Origin of the sequence: Sorangium sp. So ce1014, from assembly GCF_051521505.1 — a bacterium.
In the GTDB taxonomy this organism is placed as follows: Bacteria; Myxococcota_A; Polyangia; order Polyangiales; family Polyangiaceae; genus Sorangium.
Window position 1 is genome coordinate 345,505 of record NZ_CP150356.1, and the last position, 20,399, is coordinate 365,903.

Consider the following 20,399-nt stretch of genomic DNA (forward strand, 5'->3'; position numbering starts at 1 on the left):
AGGTCCGCGAGGCCCCGAGCGCCCCCTGGCTCCGGCGCGCCCGCGGCCCGATAGATGAGCGCTGCCGCCCGGACGGTCCCGCCGACGGGCAGAGCTCGCGCGTCACGAAGCGAGCGAGTGTGCTGCCACCCTAACGGGTAGACCGCGAGTATGCGGACAGCGTGACTTCACGCCAAGGGGAAAATCGAACTCGCCAACTTTCGAGGAGAAGGTGTCCGGGCGTGTGCGTCCTCACGGGAGCTCTCGCGCACTCACGCCTCCTCCTTCGCACGCTTCGGCCATCGCACGAAGAACGTCGCTCCTGCGCCGGGGTGCGACGCGACCCACACGCTCCCGCCGCGGCTCTGCACGATCTTCTTCACGACGGAGAGCCCGATCCCGGTGCCCTCCACCCTGTCGCGCGACTCGAGCGTCTGGAACAGGTCCCAGATGCGATCGTGGTACTCGGGTGCGATGCCGGGCCCGTTGTCCTTCACGGCGAACTCGTGGAACGCCCCGGCGTCCTTGCAGGTCACCTCGACGCGGGGGTCGCTGCGGCGCGCGTGCTTCAGGGCGTTGCTGATGAGGTTCTGAAACACCTGCTGCAGCGGGACGCGCTCCGCGGCGATCGTCGGCATCCCGGGGGCGATCTCGACCTCCGCGCCTTTTGTCGGCGAGAGCAGCTCGACGACCTCCGCGAGCAGCTGGCCGGTCTCGACGCTGACCACGTCGCCCCTCAGGCGCCCCGCCCGCGAGTAGTGGAGGATCCCGTCGATGAGCGTCTCCAGGCGGCGCACGCGCCCGCGCAGCAGCTGGAGGTGCTCCTGCGTCTCGCCGGTGAGCTTCCCCGCGAGCGACTCCTCGATCCACTCCGACAGGTTCGCGATCCCCCGGAGGGGCGCCTTGAGGTCGTGCGAGGCGACATAGGCGAACTGGTCGAGCTCCTGGTTCGTCTTCGCGAGCGCCGCGATGAGCTCCTCGCGGTGCTGGCTCAGGTGCTCGACGCGCCGCCGCGCGAGCACCTGATCGGTCACCTCGAAGGCGACGACCATGACGCCCGTGACGGCGCCGGAGGGGTCGCGGATGGGCTGCGCGACGTAGTTGAAGAAGGCGTCGCTCGCCACGCCCCCGCGCAGGATCGGGATGTTCAGCTCGGTCACGCGCAGCGGCTGGCCGCTGCTCAGCGCGCGGTCCAAAGTCGCTATCACCTCGTGCTCGCCGATCTCCGGGAACACGTCGCGCACGTTCTTCCCGACGATCTCGGCGCGGCTGAGCATGTCGCAGTACGGCGGGTTCGCGAACTCGTAGCGGTGCTCGGGGCCGGCGAACACCGCGATGGGGACCGGCGCCTGCATGAAGAGGTCGTACAGCTTCTCGCGCTCTCGCTCGGCCGCCGCGCGCAGGCGCGCGATCTGCAGGTGCGTGGCGACCCGGGCGACGAGCTCGCGCGCCGAGAACGGCTTGGCGAGGTAGTCGTCCGCGCCCGCCTCGAGCCCCTCGACGCGCGACTCCTCGCCTGCGCGCGCCGAGAGCATGATGACCGGAACGCGGCTCGTGCGCTCGTCTTCGCGCAGCGCCCGGAGCAGGCCGAACCCGTCGAGGTTCGGCATCATCACGTCGGTGAGCACGAGATCCGGCGGGCTCTCGCGCGCGGACTCGAGCGCCGCGGCGCCGTCGGCGACCGCCTCGACCGCCCAGCGCTCGCGCAGCACGCGCCCGACGTACTCGCGCATGTCGGCGTTGTCGTCCGCGAGGAGGATGCGCGCCGCCGTGCCCGCCGCGAGCGCGGCGGCCGCTGGCGGCGAGAGCCCCGCCGGCGCGAGGGGATGGACGTCCTCGCCGGGCTCCGCCCCGGGCAGCCAGCGGAGCGCCTCGTGCACGAAGGGCACGGCGCCCGTCGCCGTCGACACGAGCGCCCGCCTCGCGTTCACGCGGTCCTGCGGGAGGTGCGCCGTCCCGCGAGGGAGCGAGATCGTGAACGACGTCCCCGCGGAGGCCTCGCTCGCGACGCGGAGGGTCCCGCCGTGGAGGCGGACGAGCTCGTGGACGAGCGCGAGCCCGATCCCGGACCCTTCGTGGGTGCGGGACCGCGCCCCCTGGACCCGATGGAACCGCTTGAACAGGTGCGACAGCTCGTGATCCGGGATGCCCGTCCCGGTGTCTCTCACGGTGAGATCGACGCGATCGTCATGAGCGCGGAGCGAGATCGCGATCGCGCCATCGAACGTGAACTTGAGCGCGTTCGAGAGGAGATTGAGCACGATCTTCTCCCACATGTCGTGATCGACATAGATGGGCTCGGGCATGGGCGGGCAATCGACCTCGAACGCGAGCCCGGCCCGCTCCATCGCGGAGCGAAAGGCGCTCGCGAGGTCGGCGGTGAGCGCGGAGAGATCGGTCGGCTCGTAGGACGCCTGGATCCGGCCCGCCTCGAGGCGCGAGAAGTCGAGCAGCGCATTGACCAGCTTGAGGAGGCGGACCGCGTTGCGGTAGGCGGTCTCGAGATCGGCGCCCGACAGGCTCCGCTTCCCCGACGCGAGCGCGTCCTCGAGCGGCCCGAGCATCAGGGTGAGGGGCGTGCGAAACTCGTGGCTCACGTTGCTGAAGAAGGTCGTCTTCGCGCGATCGAGCTCGGCGAGGGCCTCCGCCCGCCGCTTCTCTTCCTCGTACGCTTGCGCGTTGGCGATGCTGGCCGAGATCTGGCCGGCCACGAGGTGGAGGAAGCCGCGGTAGTCGTCGTCGAAGAGGCGGAATGGATTCAATCCGACGATCAGGACCCCCGCGCGCCCCGTCTCGCCGGATGGGGAGATGGAGAGCATGGCGGCTCGCGCCGGCGGCCTTTGCCACGCGCCGGTCGGGAGGTCGCCGAGGTCGGACGGCAGCTCGACGACGCGGCAGGTCTCGTGCTCGCGCAGCGCCCCGGCGATCGGCCAGCCGGGCTCGCCCGTGAGCGCGATCGTCTCCGGGGCCGCGGCGTGCCCGGGCGCGATCCCCGTGGTCCCGGCGAGCTGCATGCGCTGTCTGTCCGCGTCGACGACGTAGATGAGCGCGAACGGGAGATCCTTTGCGTCGGTCGCGAGCGAGCGCGCGCTGCGCTCGCAGGCGTCCTCCCACGTGCGCGCGTTCGCGGTCCGCGCCGCGAGGTCGCGGAGGAGCGCCAGCTGCCGCTCCCCGATGATGCGCTGTGTGTCGTCGGTATTGGCGCAGAGGATCCCGCCCGTCCCGCCCTGATCGTTCGGCACCGGGCTGTAGGAGAACGTGTAATACGTCTCCTCCTGGTAGCCGTGCCGCTCCATGATGAGGAGGAGCGCCTCGTCGTAGGTGCCCTCGTCGCGGCGCATCGCCGACGCGGCGCGCGGCCCGACCTGGCCCCAGATCTCGCGCCAGACGACGGACGCGGGCTGTCCGAGCGCCTCGGGGTGCTTGCCGCCGACGATCGATTTGTAAGCGTCGTTGTAGAGGTTGATGAGCGCGTCGCCCCACCAGACGAACATCGGCTGGCGCGAGGTCAGGATGATGCGCACGCACGTCTTCAGGCTCTGTGGCCACGACGAGACCGGACCGAGCGGCGTCCTCGACCAGTCGATCGCGCGCATGCGCGCGCCCATCTCTCCTCCGCCGGCGAGCACAGCGTGGGCGTCCGCGCGATCGGGCGGCGGGCCCTCCTGCTTGAGCGACATGGCTCCTTGTAGCGTGCGGCAGGTGGCCGGAGAAGAGCAGAAAGATGGGTGCGTTGCGGGGGAATCGGCGGCCCGGCGCGCGGCGAGCGGGGCAGTTGCGCTACGGGCTCTCGTCGTCGGGCGGCGGCGCGTCGAGCACCGCGCGCAGCGCCCGGCGCGTCACGTCGGGCGCGTAGCCCTGCCGCGCCAGGAACGCGTACAGCTTCTGCCGCTGTTCCATCGGAGCGAGGCCCGAGAGGGAGCGGAGCTTCTTCCGCGCTGCCCGTTCGGCCACGGCGAGCTCGTCGGTCCCCTCATCGGCCATCACCTGCCGGATCGCCGCGTCGGCCACGTCGCGCGCGACGCCCTTCCGGGCCAGGTCCTGCTCGATCCTGCGGCGCGAGCGCGGCTTGCCCACGATGCCCGAGCGCGCCTTCGCCTCGGCGAAGCGCGCGTCGTCGAGCAGCCCGTTCGCCGTGAGGCGCGCGATCGCGCTCACCACGTGCTCCCGGGGCTCTCCCTTCTCGATCAGGCGCTTCTCCAGCTCCCTGGCCGACCGCGCGCGGAACGACAGGAGCCGCAGCGCCCGCTCGTAGGTCTTCTGCGCGCCGGCGCCCTCGCCGTCCTTCCGGAGCGGCTCCGCCGCGGCGGCGGGGCTGTCTTGCCCGGGCGCGAAGCCCGCGGCGCTCGCCTCGGGGACCGTGGCGAAGGCGACCCCATCGACAAGGATGACGACGTGGCCGGGCTTGTCGGGCGAGGGGACGATCCCCGTGATGATCGGCATGCGGGGCAGCACGATGGCGCAGCCCGCGCGGGCCGCAAGCGCCCTCGCGCCCGCCGGCCGGCGACCGCCGCGATCGGCCGCCTGTTCGCTCCTCTCGGAGCTCGAGTCAGGGATCGAGCACGAGCACGCCGAACGCCTCGGGGACATGGAAGTCCGGCTTTGTCGTGCGGGGCGGGCTCCACGCGAGGTAGTGCCGCGGCCCCTTGCCCTCCATCCGGTAGAGGTTCATGGGCAGCCGCGCGTCCGGGGCGAGCGCCTTCACGATCCCCGGCGCCGCGATCCGCGCCTCGATGACGGCCGTGCGCTCGCTTGCGCTCTGGCTCGTCGCGATCGTCGCGCCGCTCGACCACGCCGTGTCTTCCAGGCGCGCCTCGTGGTCGATCGCGATATCGAAGAGGTGACCGAACGGCCCGATCTCGACCTCGAAATACCGCTTCGGCGCGCCCGGATCCGGCGTCAGGAACAGCTCGATACAGTCCTCCCTGTAAAGCCCCTTCCGCTCCTCGCCGACGGGCTTCGAGCGATCCGTGTTGAGCCCGGCGTTCGAGAGCTCGAAGAGCGCATGGAGCCCCGCCGTCGACCAGAGAAAGCGCGCCCGCGTGGGGAATCCGGTGCGCTGGCCGGCATAATCGGTGTCCCACTGCACGGCCTTCGCGCGGCTCCAGGCCGCGTCGTCCGCCTTCCCGTCGAGCACGATCTGCTCTCCCGGCGGCAGCCGCGGCGCGCGCGCCTCCGGCCTCGCCGGGGTCCCGCCGTCCTGCCCGCCCTCGGGCGCTTTCTGCGAGGCCGGCGGCGCGGGCTCTGGCCCCGTTGCCGGCCCGCCGGGCAGGGGCGTTTGCCCGGGCTCCCAGTCGAGCCGGAAGGGCGCCATCGCCTTGTAGTGGACCGGCCTCGGCGTCTTCAGGAGATCCGCCCCGTCCCCTGTGATCGCCGTCGCCTTGAGGTCGAGTCCGAAGCGCTTCGCCGCCGCGTCGATGAGCGGCGATGTCCGGTGGCCGCCGAGCTCGCGCGCGAGCGCCGGGCTGTTCCACACGCCGAGGAGCTCCGCCACCACCCGGTCGACCCGCACCGGGTTCGTGCCGCCGACCGCCACCCTCTCGGCGGTGGGGCGCAGGACCTGGAAGCCGTCTCCGCCCATCGCCGGCGCTCCGTCGCCGAGCACGGCGTCCGGCGTCGAGATCTCGAGCACGTCGACCATCCGATCGGCGAAGGCGCGGAGCGACGCGAGGTACAGGGCGCGGTCCTCCTGGCCGGCGGCCTTCGTGTCGAGGTACGTCTTGAGCTCCCGGTGCATCCTCCACTTCTGCTTGTAGGCAGGCGCGCTGTCCGACAGCATGACCGTGCCCTGCATGCCCTTGATGCCGGCCGAGATGACCGAGTACCGGTGCGTCTTGAGCCGCGGGAGCGACAGGAAGAGCCCGCGGTCGAGGTGCTCGGCCAGCACCCTCGGCATGAGCAGCGTCGGGACGTGGGTCGCCTCGATTCCGCGGATGGCGAGGGGCGCTCCGGGCTTATCTCCGGCGACATCGAAGACCCCATCGTCGTCCATGGCGACGAGCGCGGCGCCCTCCTCCGCGGCCATCGCTTCGTAGCCGGTCCGCTGCACGAGGTCCTTCCAGAACTTGTGCGAGTGGCCGCAGCCCTCGGCGATCGTGATCTTCGTGTGCCCGCGCGCCTTGAGGCACTGGACGACGCCTCGAACGAACTCCGGCTGCGTGATGCGGCCGGTCACGCCGTCGTCGCCCTTCGACTTCGCCGGGTCCTTCACGCTGTCGAAGCCGCAGATATTCGGCTTGAGGAGCACCGGAGTCGCCGCGGGCCGCCTGGGCACCACCGCCTCGCAGATGCGCTTGCCGAGCTCCAGAGGCTCCTCGCCGCGGAGCACGGTGACGGGCGAGTCGTCGGCCTTGAGGCGCTCGATGTGCCGCTTCCTGAGGGCGGCGCCGTCGATGCTGTCCGACGCGATCACCGACGGGCCGGCCTCGTACCGCTGCGACGCGCCCGCGACCACGTCGCTCGACGCGCCCGGCGCGGCGGTGGGCACGGCCGGGTGCGCGGAGGCGGCGGCGAACGAGGAGGCGCTCGCCGCCGGCGCCGGCGCGGCGCTCGACGCCGGCGGCTGCGCGGCGGCGGGCTCGCCGTCGCCGGGCGCGCCGCCCGGCTGGCGTTGCCGGTCCCCGCAGCCCGCAAGGAGGGCGAGCAGCGCCGGCAGCGCCGCGAACGCGCAGGATTTCCGCCGTGCTCGACCGCCGTGGATCGTCCGTGTCCCGCTCATGCTCCCGAGCACGATGGAGCGAAACGGCGGCGAGGAGAAGGCAGAACGTCGAGGCGGCTCACGCCGCGCGGCGCGGTCGCCGGATTGAAGATCGTGTACCCGCCGTCGTGCCTCACCGCGGAGGGCGTCACGGTCGCGTGCGCGCAGCTCGACACGTTCCTGCAGCAGCTCCTGACGGAAGGCGACGCGCCCTTCGCATCGGCGTCGTGCGCGGCCGCGGGTGGTGGGGTCATTTGACCGAAAGTGGGGTCATTTGACTCCGACCTCGCGCTGAGAGGCTAAGTTCGGCCGGAAGTAGTGACCCCCGCGACCCTTGCCGGCGTCCGGGGGTCTGGCCGAAACCTCATTCCCCGAGGTCCCGACATGTCGACCGTAGAACGCCCGCCGTCCGCGGGCCAAGGGAGCGGTGCGCCCGCGCGCCGTCGCCCTCCGAAGAACCGAGGAACCCGTCCGACCGCCGCCCCGCCGCACCTTGCGCCCGCCGTGAAAGACGCCGTGGGGCCGCGCCCTCATGCGCGGGATCGCCCGCGTCGAGAGGTACCTGCGCCGCCGCGGCCTGCCCTCCGGCGACGTGGAGGACTTCACGCTCGAATGCGCCTGCCTCACCTACCGTAACATCGCCGACGGGGCGCTCGTCCTCTGCGCGGACGCCGCCAAGTACGAGGCGCAGCTCGGCGCGTACATGCACACCATGGCCTGGCGCATGGTCTCCAACCGCAGGCGCTTCAAGGACGTGTTCCGGCGGCATGCCCGCGAGGGCCGCATGGAGGTGATCGAGTCGCGAACCTACGAGGTCGAGCCGGCGCTTGAACTCGCCTCCGAGATCCGCGCGGAGCCGCCGAAGGCGCAGCGCTTCCTGCTTGCGATGCTCGACGTTGGCGGTGCGATCCGCTTCGCCCACGAGGCAGCCGTCGATGCGGGCTTTGACAAGCACGCCGGGAAGTACGCCCTGCAGCGCTCCCGGGCCCGCGCCGGGAAGCGCCTCGCGGCCGTCTGAACGTCCCACCCGGGGCGCGCGGTTGTGGACACCAAGCCCCCACCTCGCCCGCGAGGACATGTCCGAGATCGCCGACGAGGTTCCGGATCTCCACGGGCTGCCCGGCGTGCGCCCGTGGGACGCCGCCAGGCTCGACAGGGCTGTCGCGAAGCTTGGCGACCCGAGCCTCACCAAGGCGATGTTCGTGCTCGCGGCGGTCGACATGCGCTTGCAGAGGCAGCGGCTGCGCGTCGGCTGCGGGAGTTCTGGGCCGAGATTGCGGAGAGTGGGCTCGTGCGCGGCCAGGACGATCTCCCAGAGGAGTTCTGCCGCCAGAGCGCGGCGTTGTATGAGAGCCGGCGACTGTGAACCTCGTGGTGTTCTGTAGCCGTGGGGCCAAGCTCTTTCCGCATTGTTTGGTGTCCTACTCCCGGACGGCTCTCGCTTCCGGTTCTTTGGGATCTTGCAGAGTGGATGTTCGGTATACCGCCAGCGGCATGAGATGCACGGAATGACGATCGCCACCGTCCATGTTACGTCTGATATTGACAGCCATCTCTTGCACGCCTTCGATCGACTTCTTGAACGCCTGCGTATCCTCGTCGAGGACAGCGGTCAGGTTTTCGATGATCGTCACATCGTCATGCCATCCCACACGAGCGACGGTACCTAGTACCGTAAAGTGACAATGTGTCTTCGTTCCGAATCTGCCAATGATTCCTTCTGATGTTAAGCGCATGTGCACACGGTCCAGCACTGCTTTCACAAGCAGACCATTCTCGCTCTGACCAAGAGCTACCCCACATTCGATCGAGTCGCCAAACGCGAAGTCTGACAGAGCCCACGAGACGATAATACTCTTCTTTGTGGCCTCCGCCTCGAGGCGCTGCTCCTTCGTTGGCGGATTTGCTTCGTGATTCACCTTCTGCCACTTCAGCCAGATATCGGTGAGGGATCTGAGCCATTTGAAGTCATTGTAGAAGAACGGACCGCGAGCGAGCACGAATTGGCCGCTCGAAATGGCGGCTTCACATGCCGCCCTGGCATCCTTGGGGGTGCTCGATGTGATGTCGAGAATGTCGCTGTTGAGCTTCTCGAGAAACTCACGGAAACTATTGTCGAGATTTTTAACCTCGCGCGTGGAACCGACTTGATGTCCACTGCCCTCTTGAATCGCCCTGGCTCCGGACTCGGACGTGGAGCCCTTTCCACGTTGCACGACCTCACTAATCGTCGTAATCTGCGTCAGGCCGGACATTCGCTGAGAAGCCAGAGACTCAAATCTAGGTACGTCGATGTAGACAATGTCATGTACGTCCATGTTTTTCGATTTCTCGCATGCGATCTTCGATCGATTTGTCAAATTCCTCGAATCGGCGAGCCGCAGCGTCCAGTTCGGCCAACGCATGTTCCTTGATAACAGAACGCCTGAACATGCGAGATGCCAGAATCGCCGCAGACATAGCGATTCCGCACGCGATTAGTGAGCTGATATTCAGAAATAGAGTCACCGCTTTTCCTTTGCGCGCTGGACCAACAACTCAAGCAGCATGCCCATGAGCGCTAATACAAAAGCGCTGATAGCGAAGACCACGCTTAGAATCGTTGCTTGTGTGCGGACATCTGGCGAGTATGCGGTCAGGTACGTGTCCGAGTAATATGCCGACAGAAAAACAAGGCTCATGAACCCGTTTGAGCCCAGAAGAAGTTCGAGCCACGGCATGAGGCTCTGAGCGACAGTCCTTTGCGTTACTTTTACGGTCGCCAGGTCTCTGCATTTCAGAAAAGCGGCGGCGGACAGCGTGATGGAGAAGAACGGCACCTCAGAGCACCACCAAAGTGATCCTGGTGCGGGCGACCCACGCAAGGCGCGAAAGAGGGCGGCTAGCATGAGCGGCAAGAACGGCACCAGAATGAAGGTGACCACCCACCCTACGATGTGGCGTTGGCTCGTAGGAGCGGCAGAGCCCGCCGCCGCGTTGGGGGAGGCGGTGGTCGTCGTGGTTGCAGTGATGGCGGCGGGCCGTTGAATCACAGCCTCGGACGTTACCAGAAAGTCAGAGCGAGCCGCGATAGAGTTTGCGGTGCTTGACGGACTGGCAGTGTACGGTCGGTCAGGTATGGGAGCGGTCGCCTTCGCGATCGTCGGAGATCCCATCACGGAACCTCCTGATTGATGCTGGCTATGGTGCACGCACAATCAGTATAGGGGGGGCATGCCCGACTCGCTACGGGGCGGGGGGACGGGCGCAGGCACGGCGGCGTCGATGTGGGCTTACAGATCGCGGAAGCCGCGGAGCATGTCCCTGCGCAGTAGGGTTCGGCTGTGGACGCGCTTCGCTGGGGGAAGCCGCTGGTGGTGCAATCCCGTCACGGCGCCGCGCACCTATGACATCTGCTGTCCTAGCGCCCCCTCTTCCGCCTGGCCCGCAGCGGTTTTCGCCGGAAAAGTCGCTATAATCTGAGGACCTGAGACGAAAGCGCCCCGCCCCGGGCTGGTCCCCCGGAGCAGGGCTGCGAAACGCCAGGCAGTGTCCTACCTCGCGCCGGTCGCAACGCGCAGGGTACGGCCGCGCCTGGGGAGAGGCAAGGGGCCCGTGGCGAACGTGCTTCCGGAGGAGAAGCGCCTGCGCGTGCTCGCGGCCTTGGTGGACGGCAACAGCGAGCGCGCGGCCGAGCGCATGACCGGCGTCGAACGGAAGACGATCCGCCGGTTCACGCTGCGGCTCGGCACTGCCGCGCAGAGCCTCCACAACACCATCGCGCGCGATCTCTCGCTCTCCCTGATCGAGAACGATGAAGTCTGGTCCTTCGTGAAGAAGAAGCAATCGCGCGTCACCCCGGCGGAACACGCGGCTGGCCTTGGTGAGGCGTACGCCTTCACGGCGCTCGCGATGCCGAGCCGGTACGTGGTGACGTGGTACGTCGGCAAGCGCGACGAGACGAGCGCCGCCGCGTTCATCGCTGACCTGCGCGCGCGGCTCATCGTCATGCCGTCGCTCACCTCCGACGGCTTCACCGCCTACCCGGGCGCGATCGGTGCCAGCTTCGGTCCTGGCGTCGACTTCGCCCAGGTCATCAAGACCTTCTCGCGGGGTGGCCAGCGGGACGACGACCACCGCTACGAACCGCCTCGCTCGCCGTTCCTGACCCGGCGCGTCGTGTTCGGCGCCCCGAACATCGACGCCGCGACGACCGCGCACGTCGAGCGGCACAACGACACCTTGCGGCACCACATCGGGCGCATGAGACGGCTCGTCTGCGCCTTCAGCAAGGCGCCGGAGCACCACCGGGCGGCCGTGTCGCTCGGGTTGACGCACTACAACCTGTGCCACATCGTCAGCATGATCCGCGTCACCCCCGCAGTAGCAGCTGGCGTGACTCGCCACGTGTGGGATCTCGCGGAGCTGCTCGACGCGCTGCTCTCCGTCCCCGAGACGCCAGCGCCGATCGCCAGGCCGCTCGCCCCGCGCAAGCCAGAGGGCACCGCGCGGGAGCTCCCTGGCGGCCGTGGCTTCCTGCGCGTGGTCCAGGGCGGCGCCGCACCGAGCCCGCCCGTTGCCCCGCACCACCTCCGCCCGCTACCGTGCCCGTCGCTGCGCCGGCTCTGTCGAGCCCGCCGCACTGTCGGCGGACCAGCCCAGGCAGCTCGATCTCCTGTCCTGGCGTCCGAAGCCGAGGGCCCCGGTGCAGATGTCGCTGTTCGGGGATCCGCCCACCGACCCGACGGCGGAGTAGTGGCGTCGTTTGCGCCCACAAAAGTGGGGTCGTTTCAAGCCGAGTGGGGTAATAACCCCACCACCCGGCCGCGGGCTGCGCGTGCACCCGGATCATGGAGGAGACCACCACGACGGGGGCGGGCACCTTCGGCGCGCGGGCGGATGGCTGGCGGCCTCCGATCACGCGGAGCACGCCTGCTGCGGCCGCGCGACGGAGAGCCCCGGGACGAGCGCCTCGATGCGCGCCCGCTGCCGCCGGGTCAGCTCCCCGAGCGCGCGGCCGATGGCGAGATCCTTCTGCTTCGCCTCCACGAGGACCACCACCTCGCGGCCGCCCGACGCCTCCTCGACCTCGTCGCAGAAGCGGAGCAGCCCGCGGCCGGTGATGTGCTGGGCGTGCGCCCCGGCCGGCTTGCCCTCCCATTGCTCGCTGTAATGGAGCTCCGGCAGCCGGTGTGCCGGCCAGGAGCGGAGCGCGGCGTCGAGCTCCGTCTCGCGGGGCGCGCTCCGCGGGTTCGCGGCCCAGTGAAGGCTGTCGAACACGATGGGCACCTCGCCTCGCGTGGCCTCGAGCAGCTCCGGCACCGTCCAGCAGCGCTCGTCGTTCTCCAGCGCGAGCCGCTCCTGCGCCGGCGGCGTGAGCCGGGCGATGCCCTCCCGCAGCCGGGCGGCGGTGCCCTCGCGGTCCCCGTGAACGCCGCCGCCGTGCAGGGTGATCGAGCCCTGCGCGCCGAGCAGGTCCATGACCCAGCCCTGGTCGTCCATGACGGCGAGCGAGTTCAGCAGCACCTCCTCGCGCGGCGAGGAGAGCACCACGAACTGGCTCGGATGATTCGACAGGTGCACTCCGCCCCGCTCCGCTGCGAGGCGGACGGATCGCAGATCCGGCACCAGCATGCGCGCCCCCGGCGCGATGTCGAGCAGCGGGAAGAGAGCGCTGGAGATGCGGTGCGCCGTGAGGCCGAGGTCGAGCGAGTGCACAAGGGATCGGCGGACGTACTCGGCGTTGTATCTGTAGATCGGCCTCAGAGCGACCAGGCCCATCAGATAGCGTCCGAGCTGGGCGGTCTTCAACGAGGGCTCCGGCATTCCGAGCGACTGACAGATGTAGCCGAGTCGGATCATGTCGACAGGGTGTGTCGTCCACGACTCGCCGGCATCGGGATCACAGCGAATTAAATTCCAGGCTGTCCGCCGGTCGGGTCTGCGAGGCCGACCGCCTCGCGGATCTCGCGCGCGGCCGCGAGGCGGCCGCCCAGCGCCGCGAGCTCGAGGCGGAGATGGCGGCCGTGACCCGGCGCGCCATCCGGCGGCCGCCGCGCATCCACGGGCGCTGGGCGATCCTCCAGCGTGACGAGCCGTACCGGATCCACGGCCCGGTCGCGAGCGCGTGGGCGCGCCGGCCCCCTGCCGGATCGTCCTGGCGGCCCACCGGGGCTACGCGCCGGGACCACGTGTGTCGTTCCTGTTGGCCCCGCCGCGCGCGAATCGTCTAGTCTCGACGACCGCTCCCTCTCCGAGCGCGCGCGGCGCAGCGCCGCCTCACGTCGTGCTCGATCCGGAGTCGGAGCGCACCGGCCAGGCAGCACATCGAATCGCGGCCCTTCGTCCAGCGAAATCTTCTATTCCGACCGTGGTTCGAGCGACGGAGCCATCGCTTCACATCGAGGTTGACCATGCCCCACCTGCGGATCTTCTTGCTCGTCGGTCTCGCCTTCTTCCTCGCCGCTTGCACGAGCGAATCCCCCGGGGCGACCAGCGGCGGGGCACCCCTGTGCGGGCCAGGGCAGTCTTTGTGCGGCGATGTGTGTGTAGACCTCGCCACCGATGCGGCGCACTGCGGGGCGTGCGACGTCGCCTGCCCGGAGGGGCAGGTCTGTGATGGGGCGGGGGAGTGCGCGCTGTCGTGCCAGAGCGGGCTTGTCGCGTGCGACGGGACGTGCATCGACCCGGACACGCACCGCGACCATTGCGGCGCGAGCGGCGATTGCAGCGGGAGCGACGCGGGCGTGACGTGCGCGTCCGGGGAGATCTGCAACGGCGCCGGGGAGTGCGCGCTGTCGTGCCAGAGCGGGCTCGTCGCGTGCGACGGGACGTGCATCGACCCGGACACCGACCGCGACCATTGCGGCGCGAGCAGCGATTGCCGCGGGAGCGACGCGGGCGTGACGTGCGCGGCCGGGGAGATCTGCGACGGCGCGGGGCGGTGCGAGCTGTCGTGTCAGAGCGGGCTCGTCGCGTGCGGCGGGACGTGCATCGACCCGGACACGGACCGCGACCATTGCGGCGCGAGCAGCGATTGCCGCGGGAGCGACGCCGGGATCGTGTGCGCGTCCGGGGAGATCTGCGACGGCGCGGGGCGGTGCGAGCTGTCGTGCCAGAGCGGGCTCGTCGCGTGCGACGGGACGTGCATCGACCCGGACACGGACCGCGATCATTGCGGCGCGAGCAGCGATTGCCGCGGGAGCGACGCCGGGATCGTGTGCGCGTCCGGGGAGATCTGCAACGGCGCGGGGCGGTGCGAGCTGTCGTGTCAGAGCGGGCTCGTCGCGTGCGGCGGCACGTGCATCGACCCGGACACCGACCGCGACCATTGCGGCGCGAGCAGCGATTGCATCGGGAGTGACGCGGGCGTGACGTGCGCGTCCGGGGAGATCTGCAACGGCGCGGGGCGGTGTGAGCTGTCGTGCCAGAGCGGGCTCGTCGCGTGCGGCGGCACGTGCATCGACCCGGACACCGACCGCGACCATTGCGGCGCGAGCAGCGATTGCATCGGGAGCGACGCCGGGATCGCGTGCGCGTCCGGGGAGATCTGCGACGGCGCGGGGCGGTGTGAGCTGTCGTGCCAGAGCGGGCTCGTCGCGTGCGGCGGCACGTGCATCGACCCGGACACCGACCGCGACCATTGCGGCGCGAGCAACGATTGCATCGGGAGCGACGCCGGGATCGCGTGCGCGGTCGGGGAGATCTGCGACGGCGCGGGGCGGTGCGAGCTGTCGTGCCAGAGCGGGCTCGTTGCGTGCGACGGGACGTGCATCGACCCGGACACCGACCGCGCTCATTGCGGCGCCGGCGGCGACTGCAGCGGGAGCGACGCCGGCGCGGTCTGCGGCGCGGGCGAGATCTGCAGCGGCGGCGCGTGCGAGGCCTCCTGCGCGCCGCCCCTCGTGGCGTGTGGCGGGGCCTGCGTCGACCCGTCGACCGACGAGGCCTACTGTGGCGCGACCGGCGACTGCGCGGGGGTCAGCGCGGGCGCGACGTGCAGCGCGAGCGAGGCGTGCGTCGCCGGGGCGTGCGCGAGCACGGACTCGAGCCTCTCCGGCCTCTCGGTCTCCAGCGGGGCCCTGAGCCCGGCCTTCGAGCCGGCGTCAGCGGTCTATCTCGTGTCCGTCGAGGATCGCATCGCCTCGATCACGGTAACGCCGACGGCGTCGGCCGCGGGCGCCGCGATCGAGGTCAACGGGACCGCCGTCGCCTCCGGGAGCGCCTCGTCGCCCATCGCGCTGATCCAGGGCGGGAGCACCGCGATCACCATCGAGGTGACCGCGCCGAGCGGGGACGTGACGACCTATGGCGTGGTCGTCCTTCGCGGCGGGGTCGTCTCGGCGTACCTCAAGGCCTCCAACACGGACGCGGGCGACCAGTTCGGCTTCGCTGTCGCGCTCGACGGGAACACGCTTGCGGTGTCCGCGCTCAGGGAGGCGAGCGCCGCGACAGGGGTCGATGGCGACCCGACCGACAACTCGAAGACCAGCGGCGCAGTGTACGTGTTCGTGCGCGACGGCGTTTCCTGGGTCCAGCAGGCGTATCTGAAGCCGACCACCGCCGACGTGAACGACAACTTCGGTTACAGCCTCTCCCTGTCCGGGGACACCCTGGCGGTCTCCGCGCAGGGCGAGGACAGCAACGCCCGTGGCATGGACGGCAACCAGGCGAACAACTCTCAGCCGAACGCCGGCGCGGTGTACATTTTCAGTCGTAGCGGAACAGTGTGGGCCCAGGAGGCCTATATCAAGGCCTCCAACACGGAGGCTCAGGATCAGTTCGGTTATGCGGTGGCGCTCGAGGGAGACACCCTCGTCGTGGGCGCGCCTACCGAGGACAGCAATGCCACCGGCGTGAACGGCGGGCAGACGAGCAACGGGGCGTCGCAGGCCGGGGCTGCCTACGTGTTCACGCGCAGCGGGACGACGTGGACCCAGCAGGCGTACCTGAAGGCGTCGAACACCGGCGGGGGCGACGCGTTCGGCGCCAGCGTCACCCTCTCCGGGGACACGCTTGCGGTGGGCGCGACCGGCGAGGCGAGCGCCGCGACGGGCGTGAACGGCGCGCAGGCGGACAACGCTGCTTCCGGGAGCGGCGCCGTCTACGTGTTCACGCGCAGCGGGACGACGTGGACCCAGCAGGCGTACGTGAAGGCGTCGAACACCGGCGCGGGCGACGCGTTCGGCGCCAGCGTCGCGATCTCCGCGCACACCCTCGCCGTGGGCGCGACAGGCGAGGCGAGCGCTGCGACGGGCGTGAACGGCGCGCAGGCGGACGACAGCGCCCCCGGGAGCGGCGCCGTCTATGTGTTCACGCGCAGCGGGACGAGCTGGTCCCAGCAGGCCTATCTCAAGGCGTCCAACGCGGAGAGCGGCGACGCGTTCGGGTCTGCAGTCTCGATCGACAACGATTTCCTCATCGCGGGCGCGCCCGGCGAGGACAGCAGCTCCACGGAGTGGGGCTGGCTCGAGTCGGACAACGGCGCTCCCGGGGGCGGGGCCGCGTACCTGTTCGAGCGCTCCGGCGGCGCCTGGGCGCAGGACGCGTACATCAAGGCGGCGAACACCGGGGCGTCGGACGCCTTCGGGGCGCGCCTCGACCTGCACGGCACGACGCTCGTCGTCGCCGCGGCCGGGGAGGACAGCAGCGCCACGGGCGTCGACGGCGACGGGGCGGACGAAGCGGCGACCGACAGCGGCGCTTGCTACAGCGCCAGCTGGTAGCCGACGGCGAGCGTTCGACGAGACAGGGCATTCACCGCGGGGTCAACGACCTGCAAGAGTGAATGCCCGTTTCCCCCCCCTCTTTTTGCGCCTTTGGTGCGCCAGGCAAGCCTGGGCGAGGAGGAAGCTCATGTAGAAAGCTGAAACCTTGCGATGGAACCCATGGAGGTCCTGCGGATCTCCCCGGCCAAGGCTAGCCCCCAGCCGGAAGCGAGTCTTGCGTGGTCCGGAGGGCAGACCCCGGGCTGCGAAGCGTAGACAGCGAGCGTGAAAGCCTTGTATTGAGCCTCGAAATGCAATGCTCGGCGGGTGCCCAAGCTGTCAAAGGAGCGGAAGGCAACACCGGCGCGCTGGAACGCCGCGCGCGGCGAAGGGCTCGGCGCGTTGGACCCCCCGGGGTCGGAGACCAGGGCGTGCACGCAAGGGTTCCCCAGGAACCTGGGAGGCCCCGTCGCCTCCGAGAAGAGCCCGCCGCAACGGCGGGTGCGGTACCGCCGAGCGAAGGGAACGAAGCGAGGCGGGAAGGGTGACGAGGCGTCCGAGCACCTCGTAGTACCGATGAAGCGGGGGAACCGTCCCGAGGGACCCCGTGGAGGGAAGGGGGTGCCGGGGCATGGGGCTGCTGGAGGGAAAGATGAAGGAGACACCGGGCTCCCAGAACATCTCCACGAAACTCGAGCAGATAGCGAAGCTGGCGAGGGAAGCGCCTGGTACGGCGTTCACGACGCTCGCGCACCACATCGATATCGAGTGGCTGCGCGAGGCGTACCGTCGCACGCGCAAGGACGGCGCTGTGGGCGTGGACGGGCAGACCGCGGACGAGTACGCGGCGCACCTGGAGGACAACCTCCGGTCGCTGCATGAACGCGCGAAGTCCGGCACGTACCGCGCGCCGCCCGTGAGGCGGGTCCTCATCCCGAAGGGGGACGGGTCGCAGACGCGGCCCATCGGCATCCCGACCTTCGAGGACAAGGTCCTGCAACGCGCGGTCGTCATGGTGCTGGAGGCGATCTACGAGCAGGACTTTCTACACGGCTCGTATGGCTTCCGGAGGGGGCGCTCGGCGCATCAAGCGCTGCACGCGCTCCGTGACCAGGTGATGCGCATGGGCGGCGGCTGGGTCCTGGAGGTCGACATCCGGAAGTTCTTCGACACCCTCGACCATGGCCACCTCCAGGAGATCCTTCGTCGAAGGGTGCGCGATGGGGTGCTGCTGCGGCTCATCGGCAAGTGGTTGCATGCGGGCGTGCTGGAATCCGGGGCCGTGTCCTTCCCGGAGTCTGGTTCGCCTCAAGGCGGCGTGATCTCGCCGCTGCTGTCGAACGTCTACCTGCACGAGGTGCTGGACGTGTGGTTCGAGCAGGAGGTGAAGCCGCGGCTGCAAGGCCGCGCGTTTCTCATCCGGTACGCGGACGATTGTGCGCCACGACGGCGCGGAAAGGAGGCCTTGATGGCCGCCTGAAGCAGCCTTGCTGCACGAGAGATGAGGGAGGACCCCTCGGGATCGGGTCGCAGGGCCAGGTCCCAAACCACCGGAAGCTGCTTGGGCCCAATGGCCCGGGTGGTGAGCGTTCACGGAAAAGGCGGGACAAACCCGTCAGGTGAGAGCCGGGAAGGCGAACGTGAGTGAACCGCTGACGACGTGTCGAAAGCGTAGGGACGTCATCGAAACCAGGCTCCAGTCGTTGGCCTGGGACAAAGCTCGGGGGATTCCTGCTTGCTGCCCGAGCGGTGACCGGCATGAAGGCGGCGCGAGCCCGGCTCAGGCTCTCGTGCGGAACGTGGGAACCTGTCGCTCCGATGCGAAGGGAGAACTCCGAGTGGTGGACCCACGAGGGGGAAGAGTACCGATGCGGGGCGCAGGGGCGGATGGGCTCGTAGTAGCGTTGAAGCCTGGTAACGCGGGCGGAGCGAAGGGGCCCAACGACCTGGCCGCGGGCATGGGTCAACCGGCAACGGGAGGAGCCCATGTCTGAGGCGAAGCCTTACGACATTCCGAAGCAGCTCGTCTGGGATGCGTACCAGCGGGTAAAGGCGAACCGAGGCGCAGCGGGCGTGGACGGCGAGTCGCTTGCGATGTTCGAGAAGGACCTGAAGGGCAACCTCTACAAGGTCTGGAACCGGATGTCGTCGGGCTCGTACTTTCCGCCGCCCGTGCGGCTCGTCGAGATTCCGAAGGGCAACGGAGGCACACGTCCCCTCGGCATCCCCACGGTGGGGGACCGCGTGGCGCAGACGGTCGTGAAGATGGTCCTCGATCCGGTCGTGGAGCCCATGTTCCATCCGGATTCGTACGGCTATCGGCCCGGTCGGTCGGCGCTCGACGCGGTGGCGGTGGCGAGGAGACGATGCTGGAGCGCCGACTGGATCATCGACCTTGACATCAAGGGCTTCTTTGATGCGCTGGTCCATGAGCTGGTCGAGCGCGCCGTGGCGCACCACACGGACAACCCCTGGATCCGGCTGTACATCGCCCGGTGGCTCCGCGCCCCCGTGCAGAAGCCGGATGGCACGGTGGAGCAGCGTACGAGGGGCACGCCGCAAGGCGGGGTCGTCAGTCCGCTGTTGGCCAATCTATTCCTGCATTATGCGTTCGATCACTGGATGCGGAGGACCTTCCCGAGCGTCCCGTTCGAGCGCTACGCGGACGATGCCATCGTCCACTGCAGGAGCGAGCGGCAGTCCCGCATGGTGCTGGAGGCCATCCGTCGTCGGTTCGAGCAGTGCGGTCTGGAGCTTCATCCGACGAAGACCCGGATCGTCTACTGCAAGGACGACGATCGGTGCGGGGAGTTCGAGCACGTCGCGTTCGACTTCCTGGGCTACACCTTCCAACCTCGACGGGCGAAGAATCGCTGGGGGAAGCACTTCGTGAGCTTCCTGCCAGCGATGAGCACCAAGGCAGCCAAGGCGGTCCGCGAGACCATCCGCAGATGGCGGATGGCGTCGACCAGGAACAACCAGCGCCTGGAAGATCTCGCGCAGCTCGTCAATCCGGTGGTGCGGGGTTGGATGAACTACTACGGGCGGTTCTACCGCTCGAAGTGCGTCCAGGTCCTTCGCCATCTCAACGAGGCCCTCGCAGCATGGGCGCGACGGAAGTACAAGCGGCTGCGACGTCGAGAGCGCGCGTCGATGCACTGGCTGGGGCGCATCGCGCAGCGGGATCCGAAGTTGTTCGTCCTGTGGCAGCTCGGCGTCCGGCCCGAGGCTGGGTCGTAGGAGCCGGATGAGGCGAGAGCTTCACGTCCGGTTCTGGGAGGGCCCGGGGGTGCGATTCCCCCGGGCTACTCGACTCGTCCTGGCGTTCTCGCACGAGGAAGACGCTCGTCGCGTTCTGGCCGTGCTCCCGAAGAGGTTCGGCAAGTACGGCCTTGCGCTCCACCCGGACAAGACCCGGCTCGTCGAATTCCGTCGGCCCGACCGTCGGCCTCCCCCGGAGGATCGATCGGATCGTGGACCCAACACGTTCGACCTGCTGGGCTTCACCCACTACTGGGGCTTGTCTCGTCGAGGCAGGTGGGTGGTCAAGCAGAAGACCGCCTCCGATCGCTTCCGCCGCGCGCTGAAGCGGATCGCGGAGTGGTGTCGGCAGCATCGGCACCAGGCGATCGGGGAGCAGCAGCGCTCGCTCTCGCAGAAGCTGCGAGGTCACTTCGGGTACTTCGGCATCACGGGGAACTCCGAGGCGATCAGCCGCTTCCGTGAGCGGGTCATCGGCATCTGGTGCAAGTGGCTCGGTCGTCGCTCCCAGAGAGCGCGGATCAACTGGGACCGCAGGCACATGCTGCTGGAACGCTACCCCCTCCCACTTGCCCGGGTCGCGAGGCCGTACTCACCCGCGTAGCGAATCCATGTCGCGAAGAGCCGGATGCGGTAGCCCCGCACGTCCGGATCTGTGGGGGCCCTGGGGGAGCAATCCCCCAGGGCTACCCGAGCGCCTTTGCGCCTTTGCGTTGAATTCTCGTCTCCAGGGACCGACGATCTCGGTCAATCGGTATCCCCGCGTGAGCGGAGAG

General features: G+C 69.3%; 14 protein-coding genes. 6 read left to right on the forward strand and 8 right to left on the reverse strand.

Going from position 1 to position 20,399, the window contains the following annotated elements:
* Positions 1–251: 251 nt before the first annotated feature.
* From WME75_RS01355 to WME75_RS01365, 3 genes are all read right to left on the reverse strand, one after another.
* Positions 252–3,659, reverse strand: coding sequence for an ATP-binding protein (locus tag WME75_RS01355; RefSeq protein WP_437485615.1), 3,408 nt, complete (start codon positions 3,657–3,659; stop codon positions 252–254).
* A gap of 100 nt (positions 3,660–3,759) precedes the next feature.
* A complete protein-coding gene (locus WME75_RS01360) occupies positions 3,760–4,422 on the reverse strand; it encodes a regulatory protein RecX (protein WP_437485617.1) in 663 nt (220 codons plus the stop codon).
* A gap of 106 nt (positions 4,423–4,528) precedes the next feature.
* The gene (locus WME75_RS01365; protein ID WP_437485619.1) at positions 4,529–6,697 is read right to left on the reverse strand and encodes a DUF362 domain-containing protein; all 2,169 of its coding nucleotides are present in this window, start codon (positions 6,695–6,697) and stop codon (positions 4,529–4,531) included.
* A gap of 84 nt (positions 6,698–6,781) precedes the next feature.
* Between WME75_RS01365 and WME75_RS01370 the strand changes: the two genes are divergently transcribed.
* Positions 6,782–6,934, forward strand: coding sequence for a hypothetical protein (locus WME75_RS01370; RefSeq protein ID WP_437485621.1), 153 nt, complete (start codon positions 6,782–6,784; stop codon positions 6,932–6,934).
* A gap of 274 nt (positions 6,935–7,208) precedes the next feature.
* Complete coding sequence (locus tag WME75_RS01375) at positions 7,209–7,694, forward strand: hypothetical protein (RefSeq protein WP_437485623.1); 486 nt, start codon at positions 7,209–7,211, stop codon at positions 7,692–7,694.
* Between the two features lie 403 nt (positions 7,695–8,097).
* Here the strand turns inward: WME75_RS01375 and WME75_RS01380 are convergent, their stop codons facing one another.
* From WME75_RS01380 to WME75_RS01400, 5 genes are all read right to left on the reverse strand, one after another.
* Positions 8,098–9,081, reverse strand: coding sequence for a DUF6414 family protein (locus WME75_RS01380; protein WP_437485624.1), 984 nt, complete (start codon positions 9,079–9,081; stop codon positions 8,098–8,100).
* Positions 9,082–9,180: 99 nt separating this feature from the next.
* Positions 9,181–9,600, reverse strand: coding sequence for a hypothetical protein (locus WME75_RS01385; protein WP_437485626.1), 420 nt, complete (start codon positions 9,598–9,600; stop codon positions 9,181–9,183).
* A 609-nt stretch (positions 9,601–10,209) separates the two neighbouring features.
* Positions 10,210–10,692 carry a hypothetical protein gene (locus WME75_RS01390; protein WP_437485628.1) on the reverse strand — a complete coding sequence of 161 codons (483 nt, stop codon included), beginning with the start codon at positions 10,690–10,692 and terminating at the stop codon, positions 10,210–10,212.
* 880 nt (positions 10,693–11,572) lie between these two features.
* A complete protein-coding gene (locus tag WME75_RS01395) occupies positions 11,573–12,517 on the reverse strand; it encodes a hypothetical protein (protein ID WP_437485630.1) in 945 nt (314 codons plus the stop codon).
* A 50-nt stretch (positions 12,518–12,567) separates the two neighbouring features.
* Positions 12,568–12,765, reverse strand: a complete 198-nt coding sequence (locus tag WME75_RS01400) for a hypothetical protein (RefSeq protein WP_437485632.1) — start codon at positions 12,763–12,765, stop codon at positions 12,568–12,570.
* Between the two features lie 303 nt (positions 12,766–13,068).
* Between WME75_RS01400 and WME75_RS01405 the strand changes: the two genes are divergently transcribed.
* The 4 genes from WME75_RS01405 (at position 13,069) to WME75_RS01420 (ending at position 20,227) form a co-directional block, all read left to right on the forward strand.
* Complete coding sequence (locus WME75_RS01405; RefSeq protein ID WP_437485633.1) at positions 13,069–16,380, forward strand: cadherin-like beta sandwich domain-containing protein; 3,312 nt, start codon at positions 13,069–13,071, stop codon at positions 16,378–16,380.
* A 634-nt stretch (positions 16,381–17,014) separates the two neighbouring features.
* Positions 17,015–17,842 carry a reverse transcriptase domain-containing protein gene (locus WME75_RS01410; protein WP_437475749.1) on the forward strand — a complete coding sequence of 276 codons (828 nt, stop codon included), beginning with the start codon at positions 17,015–17,017 and terminating at the stop codon, positions 17,840–17,842.
* Between the two features lie 506 nt (positions 17,843–18,348).
* Positions 18,349–19,602 carry a group II intron reverse transcriptase/maturase gene (gene ltrA / locus WME75_RS01415; RefSeq protein ID WP_437475748.1) on the forward strand — a complete coding sequence of 418 codons (1,254 nt, stop codon included), beginning with the start codon at positions 18,349–18,351 and terminating at the stop codon, positions 19,600–19,602.
* Positions 19,603–19,609: 7 nt separating this feature from the next.
* Positions 19,610–20,227 (forward strand): group II intron maturase-specific domain-containing protein, encoded by a 618-nt coding sequence (locus WME75_RS01420; RefSeq protein ID WP_437475747.1) that lies wholly within the window; start codon positions 19,610–19,612, stop codon positions 20,225–20,227.
* Positions 20,228–20,399: the final 172 nt, after the last annotated feature.

What these genes read in the sequence shown, in the direction of transcription:
- WME75_RS01355 (WP_437485615.1), bottom strand. Translation starts at nt 3,659, where the DNA reads ATGTCGCTCAAGCAGGAGGGCCCGCCGCCCGATCGCGCGGACGCCCAC.
- WME75_RS01360 (WP_437485617.1), bottom strand. Translation starts at nt 4,422, where the DNA reads ATGCCGATCATCACGGGGATCGTCCCCTCGCCCGACAAGCCCGGCCAC.
- WME75_RS01365 (WP_437485619.1), bottom strand. Translation starts at nt 6,697, where the DNA reads ATGAGCGGGACACGGACGATCCACGGCGGTCGAGCACGGCGGAAATCC.
- WME75_RS01375 (WP_437485623.1), top strand. Translation starts at nt 7,209, where the DNA reads ATGCGCGGGATCGCCCGCGTCGAGAGGTACCTGCGCCGCCGCGGCCTG.
- WME75_RS01380 (WP_437485624.1), bottom strand. Translation starts at nt 9,081, where the DNA reads ATGCGTTGGCCGAACTGGACGCTGCGGCTCGCCGATTCGAGGAATTTG.
- WME75_RS01395 (WP_437485630.1), bottom strand. Translation starts at nt 12,517, where the DNA reads ATGATCCGACTCGGCTACATCTGTCAGTCGCTCGGAATGCCGGAGCCC.
- WME75_RS01405 (WP_437485633.1), top strand. Translation starts at nt 13,069, where the DNA reads ATGCCCCACCTGCGGATCTTCTTGCTCGTCGGTCTCGCCTTCTTCCTC.
- WME75_RS01410 (WP_437475749.1), top strand. Translation starts at nt 17,015, where the DNA reads ATGAAGGAGACACCGGGCTCCCAGAACATCTCCACGAAACTCGAGCAG.
- ltrA (WP_437475748.1), top strand. Translation starts at nt 18,349, where the DNA reads ATGTCTGAGGCGAAGCCTTACGACATTCCGAAGCAGCTCGTCTGGGAT.
- WME75_RS01420 (WP_437475747.1), top strand. Translation starts at nt 19,610, where the DNA reads ATGAGGCGAGAGCTTCACGTCCGGTTCTGGGAGGGCCCGGGGGTGCGA.